Source organism: Flavobacterium tistrianum (assembly GCF_003254545.1).
Lineage (GTDB): Bacteria > Bacteroidota > Bacteroidia > Flavobacteriales > Flavobacteriaceae > Flavobacterium > Flavobacterium tistrianum.
Genome location: NZ_QJRH01000068.1, coordinates 310010 through 329215 on the forward strand (window position 1 = coordinate 310010; position 19206 = coordinate 329215).

Annotated in this window: 10 protein-coding genes; 8 read left to right on the forward strand and 2 right to left on the reverse strand. The window is 34.2% G+C overall.

The window, feature by feature from the left end:
• Positions 1 to 177 precede the first annotated feature (177 nt).
• Positions 178 to 927: a DeoR/GlpR family DNA-binding transcription regulator gene (locus DMB71_RS11890; RefSeq protein WP_111366381.1), complete on the reverse strand. Its 750-nt coding sequence runs from the start codon at positions 925 to 927 to the stop codon at positions 178 to 180.
• Positions 928 to 1177: 250 nt separating this feature from the next.
• Between DMB71_RS11890 and DMB71_RS11895 the strand changes: the two genes are divergently transcribed.
• The 8 genes from DMB71_RS11895 to DMB71_RS11930 all read left to right on the forward strand — a co-directional run bounded on the left by DMB71_RS11895 (position 1178) and on the right by DMB71_RS11930 (position 16546).
• On the forward strand, positions 1178 to 4456 hold the full coding sequence (locus DMB71_RS11895) for a SusC/RagA family TonB-linked outer membrane protein (RefSeq protein WP_111366330.1): 3279 nt from the start codon (positions 1178 to 1180) through the stop codon (positions 4454 to 4456).
• Between the two features lie 32 nt (positions 4457 to 4488).
• The gene (locus DMB71_RS11900; protein WP_111366332.1) at positions 4489 to 6225 is read left to right on the forward strand and encodes a RagB/SusD family nutrient uptake outer membrane protein; all 1737 of its coding nucleotides are present in this window, start codon (positions 4489 to 4491) and stop codon (positions 6223 to 6225) included.
• 252 nt (positions 6226 to 6477) lie between these two features.
• Positions 6478 to 7680: an exo-beta-N-acetylmuramidase NamZ family protein gene (locus tag DMB71_RS11905; protein ID WP_111366334.1), complete on the forward strand. Its 1203-nt coding sequence runs from the start codon at positions 6478 to 6480 to the stop codon at positions 7678 to 7680.
• Positions 7681 to 7975: 295 nt separating this feature from the next.
• Positions 7976 to 8803 carry an N-acetylmuramic acid 6-phosphate etherase gene (gene murQ / locus DMB71_RS11910; RefSeq protein ID WP_111366335.1) on the forward strand — a complete coding sequence of 276 codons (828 nt, stop codon included), beginning with the start codon at positions 7976 to 7978 and terminating at the stop codon, positions 8801 to 8803.
• Between the two features lie 169 nt (positions 8804 to 8972).
• Positions 8973 to 10481: a sodium:solute symporter gene (locus tag DMB71_RS11915; RefSeq protein WP_111366337.1), complete on the forward strand. Its 1509-nt coding sequence runs from the start codon at positions 8973 to 8975 to the stop codon at positions 10479 to 10481.
• A gap of 75 nt (positions 10482 to 10556) precedes the next feature.
• Positions 10557 to 13553, forward strand: a complete 2997-nt coding sequence (locus tag DMB71_RS11920; protein ID WP_111366383.1) for a glycoside hydrolase family 3 N-terminal domain-containing protein — start codon at positions 10557 to 10559, stop codon at positions 13551 to 13553.
• Between the two features lie 84 nt (positions 13554 to 13637).
• Positions 13638 to 14909 carry an acyltransferase family protein gene (locus tag DMB71_RS11925; protein ID WP_111366339.1) on the forward strand — a complete coding sequence of 424 codons (1272 nt, stop codon included), beginning with the start codon at positions 13638 to 13640 and terminating at the stop codon, positions 14907 to 14909.
• A gap of 146 nt (positions 14910 to 15055) precedes the next feature.
• A complete protein-coding gene (locus DMB71_RS11930) occupies positions 15056 to 16546 on the forward strand; it encodes an aminotransferase-like domain-containing protein (protein WP_111366340.1) in 1491 nt (496 codons plus the stop codon).
• A 327-nt stretch (positions 16547 to 16873) separates the two neighbouring features.
• Here the strand turns inward: DMB71_RS11930 and DMB71_RS11935 are convergent, their stop codons facing one another.
• A complete protein-coding gene (locus DMB71_RS11935) occupies positions 16874 to 19018 on the reverse strand; it encodes a catalase (protein WP_111366342.1) in 2145 nt (714 codons plus the stop codon).
• Between the last annotated feature and the right edge of the window lie 188 nt (positions 19019 to 19206).

The following is a 19206-nucleotide window of genomic DNA, read 5'->3' on the forward strand; positions in this document are numbered from 1 at the left end:
TGCAGAAAAATGGTCAGCAGACGAAGAAAATATTTTCATAAATATATCCGACTAATAAAATTAGTTTTAACAAATATAGATACAAAAAGCATACAAATACATTATTTTGCGTTTTTTAACATAATTAAATTCAAATAACGCAACAAAACGCAAAAATTACATTAGATAAGTTTAAAGTTATAAGATAAAGACTCCAGATTTTCTATATTCATCTAGTTTTTCATCTTCTGGATCTAATTCTGTCACAATAGTATCCAACTGTGTAAGATCGCAAACACCGTGTGGCATTTTGGTATTCAATTTATCCGAAGAAAACATCGAAACTACTCTGTCAGAAGCTTCTATCATTGCTTTTTTAACAATTGAAATTTCATAACCTACTTCTGTAAGTCCTTGTTTTATATTAATGCTGCTGGCGCCAATGAAACAAATATCGGCTTTAATTTTAGAAACTACCTGAATCACATCCATACCAATAGTTACCATTGCGTTTTTCTGCATTTTTCCGCCAATAAAAATCAAATCGATATTTGGGTGTTGAGATAATTGCATAGCTATTGGTAAACTATATGTATATATTGTAGCTTTTAAATCTGCCGGAATTAACTTTGCAAAAACGAGATTGGTGCTTCCTCCACTCATTATAATAACCTGATCATCATGCAGAAGAGACAATGCTTTTGTCACGATTTGTTTTTTCTGTTCTTCTGCCGATATTGCAATATCAAATACATTTGCAGATTTCTCTTTAACTTGAACCGCACCGCCATACACTTTCTCTAAGAGCTTTTTACTGTCCAATTCATTCAAATCTCTTCTTATCGTATCTTCTGACAAATCGAGAGCCAAAGCTAAATCTGTTGTAACAACTTTTTGGTCTTCAATAAGTTTAGTCATTATGTATTTATGTCTTTCGGCTTTCAGCATATTTTTATAAAAGTTAAAATTCATCACAAATATATCAAATATTTCATTCCATCTCAGAAAAGGCATTAAAAACTGCAAAATCATGCAACGGAAAGATTTTGAAAACAAATTCAGTTCTTATTTTTTTACTAAAATTTGCGTTATTTTGCGTTTTTTAAATTATTTTTCGAAAAAAAATTCAAAATAATGCATTTATATGCAATAAATAAATATATTTGCTCAACAACAACCATAAAAAACCAGATTAATCATGAAAAAGTTACTCTTTATTTCAGTGTTGGTTTTGTGCATTCAAACAGCATTTGGACAAGCAAAAACAGTTACTGGAACAGTAAAAAGCAAAGCAGACGGAATTCCAATTCCTGGAGTCAGCGTCGTTATTCAGGGAACAAATAGCGGCACTACAACTGACTTTGATGGACACTACAGTATTTCTGTAGCATCAGGACGAACTCTAAACTTTAGTTACATGGGTTACGAAACCCAATCAATTAAAGTGGAAAACCAACAGAAAATAGATGTTGGTCTTTCAGAAAGCACTTCGAAACTAGACGAAGTTGTTGTTGTAGGTTTTGCTTCTCAGAAAAAAGCTAATCTTACTGGAGCGGTTGCAAAAGTAGATGTAAAAAAAGCTCTAGGAAGTGTTCCTATCACTGATATAACAAGAGGTTTACAAGGAACCACTCCAGGACTTAATATTACTTTTAATTCAGGTAATATAAGTAAAGGATCAAATGTTAACATTCGTGGAGCTGGAACTATTATAAATGGAGAAGCTAAAGGATCACCACTTATTTTAGTAGACGGTGTTCCAGGCGAGTTGTCGATGCTAAATGCTGAAGATGTAGAGTCGATGTCTGTGCTTAAAGATGCTGCTTCAGCTTCTATTTATGGTGCTCGTGCTGCATTTGGAGTTATCTTAATTACTACTAAGAGCGGTAAAAATTCAAAAGGAAAAGTAAGATTTGCTTATAGCAATAACACAGGTTGGAGCAATCCAATTTCTTTGGTTCAATTTAATGATCCAACTGTAGAGCTTCCAGCAATGATAGACGCGCAAGCTAGAGCTGGAAATGCAAATCCAGAATCTTTCGGTATGAACTACAAAACATTATTACCTGGTATCATTAACTGGAAAGAAAAATATGCTGCAACTAGAAATCCAAATGACAAAAACATGATCTTAGGAGAAGATTTTGATGTTATTGGAGGAAAAGAATATTTCTACAGAATTTGGAATCCGCATGATGAAATGTTGAAAAAGAATGCGGTACAAACACTTCATAATTTATCTGCTCAAGGTTCTTTGAGTGACAAAAGTTCGTTTATTGTTTCGTTAGGACTTTCTAATCAAGATGGTGTAATGAAAATCAATAATGAAACCAACCAAAGATTCAATCTTAATCTTGGTTTGACAACGGAGTTAGCAAGCTGGCTTACTGGAGATTTTAAAGTATTGGGAACTTTCCAAGAATACGATTCTCCTTTTAACTACTACAACAATGGTATTGATACTGCTGGTAACGGATATTTCGGGTACTATATGCGTTGGGGTTCTTATTTCCCTTATGGTACTTATAACGGTACTTACTTTAGACATGCGCCTGGTTATATGGCAAATGCATCTCAAAATGAAAGTAAATCAAATGATATGAGACTAAGCGGAAGACTTACTGCTCAAATTACAAAAGACTTTAACATTGTTGGAGAATATAGCTTTAACAGCAATTTTTCAAGTCTAAAAATGAATGGTGGTCAGGTACCGCTTTGGGACTGGTGGACAAGTGCTGCTGACTTAGTTGCCGGAAAACCTACTTCAATGGAAACTGCCAACGATTTTGTTGCGCAAGCCAAAACATCTTACACTAGAAATGTAGCCAATATCTTCGGAAATTATACTAAGACATTAGGAGAAAACCACAACTTTAAAGTATTAGGTGGTTTGAATACAGAATGGTACGATCAAGAAAGAACTTATGCTCGCAGAAATACACTTTTGGACAAAACCAAACCAGAATTTAACTTAGCTATTGGCGACCAATTTACTTCGCCTCTTGTTTCTAATGACATTCTAAATCCAGGTTTATCAAGATATGCAATTGCAGGATTTTTTGCACGTGTAAACTATGATTATAAAGGTAAATATCTATTGGAGGTAAACGGACGTTATGATGGTTCGTCAAAATTCCCTACTAATGAGCAATGGGGATTCTTCCCTTCTGCTTCTGTTGGATATAGAATTTCTGAAGAGAGCTTTATGGAAGGAACAAAAAGCTGGTTAAATGATTTGAAAATTCGTGGATCTATTGGTTCAATCGGAAATCAAAATATCGCTAACAATGCATTTTTACCAGTTATGACTAACGTTACTACTAATCCTAACCCTTATTGGATAGGTAGCGGTACAACTATTCCTCCTACTGTTAATCAGCCAACAAACGTTGACCCGAATTTAACTTGGGAAAAAGTAACTACTCAAGATATTGGTATTGATATTAGAATATTTAGCATGTTAGGTTTAACATTTGATTACTATCAGCGTGATACTAAAGGAATGTTAGCTCCGGGTAAAACACTTCCAGGTTCATTTGGTCAGACTGCTGCCAATACAAACTCTGGAAACTTAAGAACAAGAGGTTGGGAACTTGCACTTAACTTTAATAAACAAATAAACAAAGACATTAATGTTTATGCAGATCTTACACTTTCTGATAACACTACAGAAGTAACAGAATGGAACAACTCTTCTAAACTTTTAGGATCTTTTTATGCTGGTCAAAAATTGGGTGAAATCTGGGGATTAGAAACAGACCGATTAATTCAAACAACAGATCAAGTAGATGCGACAGGATTAATAGTAAACGGTGTTGATTATAAAAATATCAGAAGTGGAGCGTTTAAATTTGGCGCAGGAGATGTAATGTATAAAGATTTGGATGGAGACGGAGTAATCTCAAGAGGTGACGGAACAGCTCTTAAACCAGGAGATTTAAAAGTTATTGGTAACACTACGCCTCGCTACCAATATGGAGTTCGTTTAGGCGGTGCTTTATACGGATTTGATATTGATGCTTTCTTCCAAGGAGTTGGAAAGCGTGATTACTGGACAACTTCAGACTTAGTATTGCCTTTCTACAACAGAACAGATGCTATGTATCAGAACCAAAATGATTACTGGACACCTGAAAATACAGATGCCTATTTCCCTAATCCATACCCTGGACATGCAACTAATGCTTTTGGAACTTATGCGCCTGGATCAAACAATTTTGTGGCACAATCTCGTTATTTATTAGATATGTCATATTTACGTTTAAAATCTATGACTCTTGGATATACTTTCCCAAAAAGCATTTCTCAAAAGGCTGGATTTGATAAAATTAGACCATACGTTTCAGGTTTCAACTTAGCTACTTGGAAAAGCAGCAAATTACCAGTAGACCCAGAAATTAATGAAAGTGAATCAATGTGGGGAAGAACTTTCCCTTACTCTAAAACATGGTCAGTTGGTATACAACTTGCGTTTTAATAAAGGTATTTAAAAATCAAAAATTAATTAAGATGAGAAAATTAATCATAAACTCTAAGATAAAACTTTCAGTTGCCTTGCTTACTTTTGCAAGTCTAACTGTTAGCTGTTCAGATTTTTTGGATACACCTCCGGAAGATGTATTCACTGATAAGAATTTTTGGACTTCAGAAAATAACGTAAAAACATTTTCTTGGTTGAACTATAATACCTTTAATGGATACGGAAATAATGCTGGTACTACAGCAGATTTTTATTTCCATGCTTCGGCTACAGGTTTAATAGATGACAACTTGGCGATGAACGTTTTTACGAACTTTCTAACAGCTCCAAATGCAACTAACACAAACTGGAATGAATATTACACTTTGATTCGTCGTTGCAATCTTATGTTAGAAAGAGTTCCAAATGTTCCTATGGATCAGACGAAGAAAAATCACTACATAGGTGTTGCTAAGTTCTTTAGAGCCCATACTTATTTTCGTTTAGCACAGCAGTTTGGTAACGTCCCTTATACAGACAAGTACTTAGCACAAAGCGATGCAAATGTTTACAAACCTGCTTTATCTAGAGCAGAAGTAATAGACAATGTAATTAAAGACTTAGAAGAAGCTATTCCGTTGTTATTAAACGTTGATGACAGCAATGTAACTGTAAATAAATATACTGCTTACGCATTATTAAGCCGAGTATGTTTGGGCGAAGGTACTTACAGAAAATACAACTTGGCTCAAAATGGAAATGCGTATCTTCAAAAAGCTAAAGATGCTTCTTTAGCTGTAATGAATAACAACGCTTATAAATTAAACACAGATTGGAAATCTCTTTACAATTCTGTTGAATTATTAGGAAATACAGAAGTAATCTTGACAAAAAGATACATAAAAGGTGTTTTAGGAAATGGAATCCAAGCCTATACTAATACCTCTACTGTTCAAAACGGATTAACAAAATTTGCCGCAGAAAGCTATGTAACTACTAACGGATTGCCTATTAAACAAGCTGGCAATACACAATATTTAGGAGACAACACTATCGCGAATACTTTTGCCAACAGAGATCCAAGATTTGCTAAAGCTTTCAGTACAGCAGATTACGCTTACTCTGACAAACCTTACAACGGTTTAACATCTATAACAGGTTATGTTTTCCAATTGTATAATAATCCTGCTACAACAGGTACAGAGGTTACCACAATTGGGCAAAATCAAATTGATGCTCCAGTTTTCACACTTAGCGAAGTGTATTTGAATTATGCTGAAGCATGTGCAGAATTAGGTACAATTACTACGGCTGATTTAAATTTATCACTTAACAAAGTTCGTACACGTGCTGGAATTGCAACTTTGACTACAGATGGTACAAATGCAAGTGCAAACGGCATTCAGATCGATGACCCGCAAAGAACAACTGCATTAGAGCAAATTTCAGGAATTGTGAATCCAATTATATGGGAGATTCGTCGTGAGCGCAGAATCGAGTTTATGGCTTGGACTACAATGAGAAAAGAAGATCTAATGCGTTGGAAAAAAGGAGATTATTTGGACACTAATTCTAATCCAGATGTTATTTTAGGAGCTAGAATAATGGCTTTAATAGGAACTAACTCTAAAACAAAAGTAAACGCGCAAGGATATGTAATTCCTTATGCTGCTGGTGTTTCAAGATTATTTATATCTCCAAAAAATTACTTGAGTGCAATTCCAACAAATGATATCAATTTATATGCTGCAGAAGGTGTAGAATTGAAACAAAACCCAGGCTGGTAATTCGGTAAAAACTGAAAAACCTTATCTTATAATACTGCCTCCAACGTGAGACTTTTCGGAGGCAGTATTTTAAAATACTCTTTTTAAAGACTGTGACTAATAAAAAGATCAAATAGAAAAATTAATCCTGATTCATGCAGGTTATATCTTGTTAGTTTTTAGATTCCCCAAATCTGCCTAAAACATTCATATACTCCGATAAAATAGTAATTTTATTAGTCCAATTCGTCTTTAACTAATAACTGTATTAAAATGATAAAATTTATAGCAAAAAGTGCTTTTGTTACAGCATTTCTGTTTCATGCTACGTCATATTCGGCAGTCATTCGGCCATATAAAACCATTATTTCAGCAGAAATAAATAATGCTGTTATAAAAACGGGCGCTGACAATTACGAAAAATACCTGCCGCTTTTAAAAGATAAAAAAGTTGGTATTGTAACCAATCAAACTGGAATTTTATCCAACAAAACTCATGTGGTTGATTTTCTGTTGGAGAAAAAAATTGCTGTTCAGACTATTTTTGCTCCAGAACACGGATTTAGAGGAACAGCCGATGCTGGCGAACATGTTGTTGATGGAAAAGATCCGAAAACAGGTCTGCCGATTATTTCCCTTTATGGCGACAACAAAAAGCCAAAACCAGCGCAGTTATCTGGAATTGATGTCATGATTTTTGACTTGCAAGATGTAGGAGCACGATTCTACACCTACATTTCTTCTTTGCATTATGTAATGGAAGCCTGTGCAGAAAATAATGTTCCGCTTATTGTTTTTGATCGTCCAAACCCAAATGGTTCTATTGTTGACGGACCACTTTTAGAAAAAGAATTTACAAGTTTTGTTGGCATGCACCCTATTCCGCTTCTACACGGAATGACAATTGGTGAATATGCTCAAATGATAAATGGAGAAAAATGGCTGAAAGATGGCGCTCAATGTAAGCTAACCGTTATTCCTTGTGTAGATTACAGCAGAACAATGCCTTACAGTTTATTGGTAAAACCATCTCCGAATTTGCCAAATGACCAATCTATAAATTTATACGCAAGTTTATGTCTTTTTGAAGGAACAAATGTGAGTATGGGACGCGGAACTGAAAAACAATTTCAAATCTACGGTTCTCCATATTTAACCAAAACCAATTTCAGTTTTACTCCGAAACCCAATTTTGGTGCAAAAGATCCTTTATATAACGGAAAAGAATGCTTTGGCGAAGATTTAACAGCTTATCCAAAATTAAAGCAACTAGAATTGAAATGGCTTATTAAAGCGTATCAGAATACGAGCGATAAAACAAAATTCTTCAATGCATTTTTTACCAAACTGGCAGGAACAAAAAAACTGCAGCAGCAAATTGAAAGCGGAGTTTCTGAAAAAGTCATAAGACAATCTTGGCAGAAAGATTTGGAAGCTTTCAAAAAAATGCGAACAAAATACCTGATTTATAAATAACATTTATAATTCAGTCCTCTTAGACTTAATTTTTTAAACACTAGAAACATAGAACTTGATAGACCTACAAAAAAGCGTTCCATTAGCATACACACACACATATATATTGCTAGCAGAAATGTAGTTCTCTTTGTTTGTTTTTTTAAAGATTGGTTACCTTTTTAAACAAAAATCAAAACCTGTGTTTCTATGTTTTAAAATTAAATTCCATTCAAGATAAAACAGCAAACTATTAATGTAAAATAGAGATTCTAAAATTGAAAAATTTTAGGTTCAAAAATCAAAAAAAAGAAAAATGAAAAATAAAAATCCTGAAACTGAACAAGAATCTTTGTACAAAGACTTGGATCAAATGAGCGTGAAAGAACTTCTTACAAACATTAATACAGAAGACAAAAAAGTTCCGCATATTATTGAACAGCAAATTCCTAAAATAGAAAAACTGGTTAAAGCCATTGTAAAAAAAATGCAATTGGGCGGAAGATTATTTTATATCGGAGCTGGAACATCTGGAAGAATCGGAATTTTAGATGCATCTGAGTGTCCGCCAACTTTTGGGGTTTCGCATGATATGATTATCGGAATTATTGCTGGTGGAGACACTGCCATTAGAAAAGCGGTAGAAAATGCAGAAGATGATACTGAACAAGCATGGAAAGATTTAGCTAAGTACGAAATTTCAAGCCTAGATATGATTATCGGAATTGCGGCTTCTGGAAACACGCCTTACGTTTTAGGAGCCCTTAAAAAAGCTAAAGAACACAATATTAAAACAGGAAGTATTTCTTGTATCAGCAACGGACTTATTGCTCAAGAAGCTGATTATCCAATTGAATTAATCGTAGGTCCTGAATTCTTAACAGGAAGTACGAGAATGAAAGCAGGAACAGCTCAAAAACTTACTTTGAATATGATTTCAACTTCGGTAATGATCAAACTAGGAAAAGTAAAAGGCAACAAAATGGTTGACATGCAGCTTTCTAACGAAAAACTAGTAAAACGCGCTATCAAAATGATAATGGAAGAACTAGACTTAGAATATGAGGCAGCCGACGAATTATTGCAAAAGCATAAAAGCGTAAGAGCTGTTCTTTTGGCACACACCAAAAATCAGGAAAACTAAAAACCACACTATCAAAATCTTTTTATAGATTTATACAAATTCAAAAGCTGAATAAATTCATTTTTTGGAGTTTTTAACACCGACCTGATAGAGTAAAATCCGTCAGGTCAATTAAAAAAATCCACATTTGAATTATTTATAAAAAACCAAAAATCACCAAAACTATAAAATGACACCAAGTACCATCCTTCTCCTTATTATCATTTATTTCGGAACATTATTTTATATTTCTCATCGAGTAAGTAAAAAAGACAGCGGAAACGAGGCCTTTTTTACTGCCAATAAAAATTCAAAATGGTATTTAGTGGCTTTCGGAATGATCGGAACAGCTCTTTCTGGAGTAACCTTTATCTCTGTTCCTGGAGAAGTTGGAGCACCAAGCGGTGAACAATTTAAATATTTTCAGTTTGTTTTAGGAAATGCGCTTGGATTTATTGTCATTACAAAGCTCTTATTGCCATTGTATTACAGAATGAATCTGACTTCGATTTACGGATATATTGAGCAAAGAATGGGTGTTTTTAGCTATAAAACAGCCGCTTCTATTTTCTTAATCAGCCGAACTATCAGCTCAGCGTTCAGACTTTATCTTGTGGTGATTGTTTTACAGCGTTTTGTCTTCGATTTTTACCATGTTCCTTTTGCTTTTACTGTTTTAATTTCGTTGCTGTTAATCTTCTCTTACACATATAGAGGCGGATTAAAAACGATTATTATTACCGATACTTTACAGACTTTCTTTCTAGTGACTTCTGTTTTCCTAACTATTTATTTCATTTGTGATCGAATGGATTTAAGTGCTATCAGCGCATTTGAAGAAGTAAAAAACAGCAATTATTCTAAGATCTTTTTCTTTGATGATTTTATGGGAAGTAAATTCCATTTCATAAAACAAATTCTTGGCGGAATGTTCGTAACCATTGCCATGACAGGTTTAGATCAAGATTTAATGCAAAAGAACCTAAGCTGTAAAAACATTGGCGAAGCACAAAAAAACATGTTCACTTTTACAGGAATCTTTGTTATCATCAATATTTTCTTTTTGAGTGTTGGAGCGCTTTTATACATCTATGCCAACAAAAACGGAATCGCTGTTCCAACCGATTTAGTTACAGGAAAACCAAGAACCGATTTACTTTTCCCTGAAATTGCTTTAAACCATTTAGCGCTTATTCCTGCAATTGTATTTTTACTAGGAATTATTGCTGCCACTTTTGCAACCACAGATTCTGCCCTAACAGCCTTAACAACTTCTTTTTGCGTTGACTTTTTAGGCATGGACAAAGCAGAAAACAGCCATAAAAAAAACACCGTAAAAATTAGGCATTTAGTTCATATCAGTTTTTCAGTTTTAGTCTTTTTTATCATCCTGATTTTTAACTCAATCAATGACAGTTCTGTAGTCGGAATGATTTTTAAAGTTGCTTCATACACGTATGGTCCATTATTAGGATTATACGCTTTTGGTTTATTCCAAAAATCAAGACATGTAAACGATAAACTCGTTCCGTTTATCTGTTTGCTTTCCCCATTATTCACCTATTTTATCAATGAATATTCTAAAGTTTTATTTGCAGGATATGTTTTTGATAATGAATTAATTATACTAAACGGATTAATTACTTATTTAGGACTATTTATTACCAGTTCACGCAGTGAAAAAGAAATAAGTTTTTAATTCAGCTTAATACTATTAATGAATCAATTTGATTTTAATGCACTTAAACTCAAATTGATTATTAAAAAAAATTATATGAAAAATTCATTCATAAAAATTAGTTTATACGCCGCTTTTATATTTTTAATTACCAATTGCGCATCCAAAAAAAATAACGGAATAACAGATGCTAAAAAAGATATTCCTTTAAAAGACACTGTTGTTTATGTACAAAAAAATACTTCAGAGAAAAAAACTTTCTTTAAAGATTCTGATAAAGAAACCGCTTGGGTTGACAGCATTTACAATAAAATGACCGTACAGGAAAAAATCGGACAATTGTTTATGGTTTCTGCCTATTCAAATAAAGATTCTGTACATGTTAATCAGATCAGCAAATTGATTGAAGATTACAAAATAGGAAACGTTATTTTCTTTCAAGGCGGACCAATTCGTCAGGCGAAATTAACCAACTTATATCAGTCAAAAGCAAAAGTGCCTTTGATGATCGGAATCGATGCCGAATGGGGATTAGCCATGAGATTGGACTCTACATACCGTTATCCTTGGAATATGACTTTGGGCGCTATTCAGGATTTAAGTTTAATTGAAAATGTGGGAAGAAATATGGCAGCCGAAAACAAACGAATCGGCGTTCATTTCAATTTTGCACCTGTTTTAGATATTAATACAAATCCGAAAAATCCAATTATCGGAAACCGCTCTTTTGGTGAAGATAAAGTCAATGTAACCGAAAAAGCGCTTGCTTTAATGAAAGGAATACAAGGAAATGGCGTTTTCTGTACTGGAAAACACTTTCCTGGACACGGAGACACTTCAACCGATTCGCATCACGCTTTACCAACCGTTAATTTTTCTAAAGAGCGCTTGGAGTTAGTTGAATTATATCCGTACAAAAAATTATTCGACGAAGGTCTAGCTTCTGTAATGGTCGCGCATCTTAATATTCCGAGCTTAGAATCGCAGCCAAACTGCCCATCTTCGGCTTCTTACAATGTGGTGACAAATCTGCTTCAAAAAGAATTAGGTTTCAACGGATTGATTTTTACTGATGGTTTGGCAATGAAAGGCGCAGCCAATTTTAAAGGTCCTGGAGATCTAGAAATCGCTGTTATTTTAGCAGGAAATGATATTTTACTTTGTCCAGAAAATGTACCAGTTGCGTTTCAGAAATTGGAAGAGGCTTACAATACGCAAGTAATTACCGAAGAACGCTTGGCACATTCGGTTAAAAAAATTCTTCATTTTAAATACAAAGCAGGATTAAATAAATACAAACCGATTGATTTAAATAATTTATACAATGATTTAAATCCGTCCCAAAATGATGCCTTACATTATAAACTGTATGAAAATGCGATTACGGTTTTAAAAAACGAAAAAGAAATTCTTCCAATAAAAGATTTAAGTGAAAAAATTGCTTACATAAAACTAGGCGAAGATACCAACAGTACTTTTGTTTCTACGCTGAAAAAATATACCGAAATCACAGAAGTTAAAGACAGCAATCTTGACAGTCTGAATAAAGAATTGAAAAAATTTGACAAGGTTATTATCAGCTATCATAAAGTAAATAAAGCTTGGGAAAAACAAGAATTTACGCTTCAAGAAATGCTTTGGCTGAAAGAAATTGCAAAACACAACAAAGTAATTTTAGACATTTTTGCAAAACCTTATTCATTATTGTCTATTAATAATTTTGATGATATTGAAGGACTAGTGGTTTCATATCAAAACTCAGATATCAGTCAGGTTGTTTCGGCAGGATTGCTTTTTGGTGCCATCGAAGCCAAAGGAAAATTACCCGTTTCTATAAATGATGCTTTCCATGTAAATGATGGTTTGAGTACCGAAAAACTAAATCGTATGGCTTTTACAGCTCCAGAAAATGTAAATATGAATCCTGCAATATTATCTAAAATTGATGCCGTAGCGCAAAAAGCAATTGATGGAAAAATGGCACCAGGAATGCAGGTTTTGGTGGCTAGAAAAGGAAATGTGATTTTTCAGAAATCGTATGGAGCGCAAACTTATGATAACGGGAAAAAAGTAACTGATACCGACTTATATGATGTTGCTTCAATTTCAAAAATGATTTCGACATTGCCAAATGTGATGCAATTGTATGATAAGAATAAAGTAGAACTGGATACCAAATTGAAAGATATGTTGCCTTTTTTTGCCAAAACAAACAAAGAAAACATCACTTTCAAAAATCTGCTAAATCACTACGCAGGACTTCAGGCATGGATTCCGTTTTACAAAGCAACTTTAGACAGCAATAATCAGCCTTCTGAAAAATATTATCGAAAAGTAGCCGAAAATGGTTTTACAACAAAAGTAGCCGACAATCTTTATATCAGAAATGATTATCATGATACAATTATGAAAATCATTGCTGAAAGTCCTGTAGCAATAAAAAAAGAATACAAATACAGCGATTTTACTTTTATCATTCTAAAAGAATATTTAGAAAGAAAAACACATAAAAAACTAGAAGATCTGAGCAAAGAAAATTTCTACAGTACACTAGGAATGACCAATACGCTTTACAATCCGTTGGATAGATTTGAAAAAAGCAGTATTGCTCCAACCGAAATTGATAACTATTTCAGACACCAGACTATTCAGGGTTACGTGCATGACATGGCAGCCGCAATGGAAGGCGGAGTGGCAGGTCACGCGGGAATTTTTTCTAATGCGATGGATGTTGCCAAAATGATGCAGCTGTTTTTACAGAAAGGAAATTACGGTGGCATTCAATATTTTTCTCCGCAGACTTTTGATGCTTTTAATACTTGTTATTATAAAAATCAAGGCGTTCTAAGAGGTTTAGGATTTGACAAAAGAGTACACAAAGGCGGACCAACCTGCGACTGTGTATCTGAAGCAAGTTTTGGCCACACAGGATTTACAGGCAATATGGCTTGGGCAGATCCAGAAACCGAAATTGTGTATGTATTCCTATCCAACAGAACGTATCCGGAAGTAGTAAATGAAGAAAATAAATTAGCCAAAGGAAAAATCAGAGAAGAAATTCAACAGATTATTCAAGATGCAATTATCAAATAAATTCCAAAAAAAACAAAAAACAAAAATCTATAATCTTGCTTCTTGCATCTTTCATCTTTAAAAAAATCTAAACTATCAAACCCAATGACAAAAGAACGTTTAACTTCACTCGATGTCTTTAGAGGATTTACCATTCTCTTAATGACGATTGTCAATAATCCGGGAAGCTGGTCATCTATTTACCCGCCTTTAGAACACGCCGAATGGCATGGTTGCACGCCTACTGATCTAGTTTTCCCGTTTTTTGTATTCATAATGGGAACTGCAATTCCGTTTGCAATGCCCGTAAAACATTTTGACGGAAGCGTTTTCAATAAAATTTTAGTACGCTCGCTTCGAATTTTCTGTTTAGGATTATTTTTAAGTGTTTTCAGCAGAATCCATTTATTTGGTCTAGAAGGAATTCCGTTATTAGGATTAAGATTGGTAATTGCTTTTGCGGTTGCTTATGCCTTTTTAGGAAACTTTTCAATGAAAGTCAAAACCATTCTTGCCGTTGGAGTATTTCTAATTCTTATCTCATTATCATTTAGCGGTTTGGAACATTTTGAAGATACCAGAGTCCCAGGCGTTTTACAGCGAATTGCGATTGTGTATTTCTTTACTTCTATTTTGTATTTAAAGACTAATTTAAAAACACAGCTTTTAGTTTTAGCCACACTTTTAATTGGATATTGGCTTGTAATGGCTTTTGTTCCCGTTCCTGGATTTGGTCCAGCCAATTTCGACAAAGGCACCAATCTTGCGGCTTGGATAGACGATACACTTCTAAACGGACATTTATGGGCTTCATCTAAAACTTGGGATCCTGAAGGAATCTTAAGCACTTTACCAGCCATTGGAACTGGAATTTTAGGAATGTACATTGGTCAGCTATTAAATTTATCTGTTGATAAAATGGAAATCGTAAAAAAGACCGCCATTGCAGGAACTGCTTTAGTAATTGGAGGTTTAATTTGGAACATCTTCTTCCCTATTAACAAATCACTTTGGACAAGTTCTTATGTTTTATACACAGCTGGAATTGCAACAATATGTTTAACGCTTTTGTATTATATAATTGACATTAAAGGACATAAAAAATGGACTAAATTGTTTCTGATCTGGGGTGTAAACCCGATGATTGTATTTTTCTTTTCTGGAATAATTCCGAGAGTTTTAAGTGGCATAAAAGTAGCCGATCCCGAAAAAGCTGGAGAAGAAATTGGACTTCAAGCATATATATATAACCACGGAATTGTTCCTTGTTTTGAAAACCCATTAAATGCATCACTCGCTTATGCTTTATCTTATGCTGTTTTTTGGTCGTTTATCTTATGGATTTTCTACAAAAAGAAACTGATTTTTAAAGTGTAAGTCGGTTAGAAAATATTTCAGCCGGACTTAATAGTTTGATTTGGTCATCGTTCTAGCACTTATGTAAAGATCTTTTTTCTTTTTTCCTAAAAATTTTAAGAAAAGCAGTATCTTGCCGTACCAACAAAAGTGTCAGTTTATAAATTATGGATAGTCCGGTTGAAATTCCTTTTAAAAGCTTTATTCAGCTTAAACCAGAAGAAAGCACTGCTATTTACTTACAGCTTGTTTTTGAATTTATCAAAGCCATACAAACGGGTTTTCTTCCCGAAGGCACCAAACTTCCTGGCACCAGAATTTTATGTAAAGTGCTTTCTGTTAACCGAAACACTTTAATCAAAGCCTTTCAAGATTTAGAATCACAAGGCTGGATTGAAACTCTTCCAAACAAAGGGACTTTTATTTTATCTCAGCAAAAACAAAAAAACAAAGCTGAATTTACTGTTTCAAAAGAACAAAATGCATCTCAAGATAATATTGGATTTAATTTTCAGCGTTCTACGATTCTTGAAAGTCCAATAGAAATCAGTAATATTCCATGTCAGTTTAATGATGGAATGCCCGATTTACGATTGGTTCAAACCGATGTTTTGGCAAGATTATATGTCTCAAAATTAAAAAGACGAAAAACGTCTAAGACCTACGAGCAGATAGAGTTGCGTTCACATTCGAATTTTAAAACTCATTTTTCTAATTATCTGAATCTTACCCGAGGAATTCGTATTTCAACTTCAAATCTTCTTACGGCAAGCAGTCACGAAATCGCTTTGTATCTGGTCACAAAAGTACTTATTACTCCAGGCGATAAAGTCATCGTAGCTTCGCCGGGATATTATATGTCAAACATGACATTGACCAATACGGGAGCGCAGATTATTTCTATTCCCGTAAATGAAGACGGAATTGATACCAAACGTTTAAAGGAAATTTGCGAAACATCAAAAATCAGGGTTTTATATCTGACATCCAATTATCATTATCCGACCACCATTTCGCTTAGCGCTAAAAAAAGAATCGAAGTTCTGGAATTGGCCAACCAATACGGATTTGTGATTTTGGAAGACGATTATGATTTTGAATTTCATTACGATAATAATCCTGTTTTGCCATTGGCCGCTTTTGATTCCAACCAAAAAGTGGTTTATATTGGTTCTTTCGGAAAATCATTGCCATCTGGATTCAGTTACGGTTTTGTCGCCGCGCCTGCCGAATTTATAAAAGAACTAGAAAAGCATCAAAATATTCTCGAACCAAGAATTGATGTTATAAAAGAACAGGTTTTAACCGAATGGATTACTGAAGGTGAAGTGCATCGTCTATCTAAGAAAAATAAAAAAATCTATAAAGAACGACGGGATCATTTTGTTTCGATTCTTAATGAAAAACTAAAAGGCAAAATCAAATTTAAAATTCCGCCAAGAGGTTTGGCCATTTGGGTTGAATGGCTGGATCATTTTAATCTAATTCAGTTTCAAAAAGAATGTTCCAAACAGGGTTTATTTCTTCCAAAAACTATTTTATATCAAACCAAAGATCTTACTGCAACACGTTTAGGATTTGGGAATTTTGAAAAAGAAGAAATGGAAAAAGCGGTTGCTATTTTGAGTGAGAGTTTGGCGATTATTCTAGAGAAATAATTTTTCAATCCATATAAACATAACCCGTGGTTAAAACCATGGCAAACACAGCGGGATTTCTTATGCATGCGTCCCCGTGGTTGAAACCACGGGCTATATTGAATATAAATGCGTATTAAACAAAACGGCAAATCAAAAAAAATTGCATTACTACGTCCAGAATTTCAAAACATAACCCGTGGTTTCAACCACTGGAACGCAACGATTATTTCTTATGCGGATGTCCCCGTGGTTGAAACCACGGACTATGTTTGACTATAAATGAGTCCATTTTTTATTCTAAACAAAAAAATGGCTGTCTTTTGAGACAGCTAATTATGCAATAAATTACAAAGTTTTTTCTCTTTCCCAGAAGCGATGTCTTCCTAAAGCTTTTATAAAAGAAACGCTTAAGTTTTTATCAGCAGCATTTTCACTTATTAGAACTCCCGAATCTTTGTCTTTTATATCACTGTTGTTTTTTAGCACCTGTACTCCTTCGGCTTCAGCTGCAATAAATTTACAGTGATGATAAGAATCGTTTAAAAATTCTTTTACTTCTTTAATTTTTGAAAGATCGGAGATTCCTTTTCCAGCTGGAATAAAAACACCATCAAAAAGTACCGATGCTGCAATTTTATAAGTTTGCTCTACCGGAATTTCTGTTCCTTCCGCAGAAACAATAGTTCCTAGATGCGGTGCTATAATAACGGCTTTTGCTCCAGCATTTAGTAAGGCTGTTTTCATTACTTTTATAGAATCTGCACTTACACCATCAGCACATAAAAAAGCTATTTGTCGAGTTGCAATCGTATTTGAAATAGTGGGATTTTTAAGCATGCTCAAAGCATCTGAACTTCCTATATTTTGCTTTACTTTTGCAGGTTCTTGATTTCCTTCATCATCTGCCCCAACACCATGATTAATTGGTTTTTCAACATCTTTTGGAACTGGAATTCCTAAATTTTTAGCAACCTTTGCTCCTAAATCAGCGTTTACTTGATTTAAAAGTCCGAGCATTCTTTCTCTTATTGAAACCGTTTCTACTTTTCCCAATTCAAAAGACAATGCACTTGCAATATGATCTTGTTCTATAGGAGTCTGGCTATTGTAAAAAAGCGCTGCCTGACTAAAATGATCCGAAAAGCTTTTACTTCTTGCTCGCACTTTATGAGCGTCAACACGTTCATTAAAACTCACAAATCCGCCCTGATCCATTTTGGCTTGAAACGGGCATCCGCCTCCTAAAGAATTTGGATGATAGCTCACCTTGCCTTTTGCAATTTCTTGGCGCATATGTCCGTCACGCTGATTGTTGTGCATTGGTGCGATGGTTCTGTTAATTGGAATTTCATGAAAGTTCGGACTTCCTAATCTTGATAATTGCGTATCGGTATACGAAAATAATCTTCCTTGAAGTAAAGGATCATTTGTAAAATCAATTCCCGGAACTATATGTCCTGGGTGAAAAGCCACCTGCTCTGTTTCTGCAAAAAAGTTATCTGGATTTTTATTCAAAACCATTTTTCCGATAATCGTAACTGGAACTAATTCTTCTGGAACTAATTTGGTCGGGTCAAGAAGATCAAAATCAAATTTATGTTCGTCGCTTTCAGGAATAATCTGAACACCCAATTCCCATTCTGGAAAATTTCCTGCTTCTATGGCTTCCCATAAATCCTGTTTATGAAAATCTGAATTTTTTCCTGATATTTTCTGTGCTTCATCCCAAGCAACTGCGTGCGTGCCTAATTTTGGTTTCCAATGAAATTTTACAAAATGCGATTCGTTTTGATCATTAACAAATCTAAAAGTATGCACGCCAAAACCTTCCATCATTCTTAAACTTCTCGGAATCGCCCTGTCGCTCATTACCCACATAATCATATGCATCGATTCGGGCATTAGCGAAATAAAATCCCAAAAGGTATCATGTGCCGAAGCGGCTTGCGGAATTTCGTTATGCGGTTCTGCTTTTACGGCATGAATTAAGTCTGGAAATTTCATGGCATCTTGAATAAAAAATACGGGCATATTATTTCCAACCAAATCAAAAACGCCTTCCTGAGTATAAAACTTAACGGCAAAACCACGAACATCTCGAGCCAAATCTGTAGAACCTCGTGAACCCGCAACAGTCGAAAATCGAACAAAAACTGGAGTTTTTATACTCGTATCATTTAAGAAACCTGCTTTGGTATATTTTTCCATCGTTTTGTACAATTCAAAATATCCATGAGCACCAGAACCTCTTGCGTGAACAATACGCTCTGGAATTCTTTCGTGATCAAAATGCGTAATTTTTTCTCGCAATATAAAATCTTCTAAAAGAGATGGCCCTCTTTCTCCAGATTTTAAAGAATTGTTGTTATCATTTATCTTAACTCCTTGATTGGTAGTTAAAAACTCATTCTCAGCACTTGATTTATTAAATTCTAAATCATTCTGTTTGCCATCAGAATTGTCTTGGTTTGTTTTCTTCGAATTTTTCATTTTTTATTGCTTTTACATTTGTCATTCAATGAACTGATTTTATTAGATTGTGAGGTATTTCTCAAATAATAGACTAACAAATTTAGAATGCTTTTGGGCTTAAAACTTATACAATTCCCTTTAAGGATTATAACATTTAAACCATAAGTTAATTGACAATCAATACTTTAATTGTAATTATATAATTA

Bases quoted from the DNA above. Each gene is read 5' to 3' on its own strand.
- DMB71_RS11890 (WP_111366381.1), bottom strand. From the start codon at position 927: ATGCTGAAAGCCGAAAGACATAAATACATAATGACTAAACTTATTGAA.
- DMB71_RS11895 (WP_111366330.1), top strand. From the start codon at position 1,178: ATGAAAAAGTTACTCTTTATTTCAGTGTTGGTTTTGTGCATTCAAACA.
- DMB71_RS11900 (WP_111366332.1), top strand. From the start codon at position 4,489: ATGAGAAAATTAATCATAAACTCTAAGATAAAACTTTCAGTTGCCTTG.
- DMB71_RS11905 (WP_111366334.1), top strand. From the start codon at position 6,478: ATGATAAAATTTATAGCAAAAAGTGCTTTTGTTACAGCATTTCTGTTT.
- murQ (WP_111366335.1), top strand. From the start codon at position 7,976: ATGAAAAATAAAAATCCTGAAACTGAACAAGAATCTTTGTACAAAGAC.
- DMB71_RS11915 (WP_111366337.1), top strand. From the start codon at position 8,973: ATGACACCAAGTACCATCCTTCTCCTTATTATCATTTATTTCGGAACA.
- DMB71_RS11920 (WP_111366383.1), top strand. From the start codon at position 10,557: ATGAAAAATTCATTCATAAAAATTAGTTTATACGCCGCTTTTATATTT.
- DMB71_RS11925 (WP_111366339.1), top strand. From the start codon at position 13,638: ATGACAAAAGAACGTTTAACTTCACTCGATGTCTTTAGAGGATTTACC.
- DMB71_RS11930 (WP_111366340.1), top strand. From the start codon at position 15,056: ATGGATAGTCCGGTTGAAATTCCTTTTAAAAGCTTTATTCAGCTTAAA.
- DMB71_RS11935 (WP_111366342.1), bottom strand. From the start codon at position 19,018: ATGAAAAATTCGAAGAAAACAAACCAAGACAATTCTGATGGCAAACAG.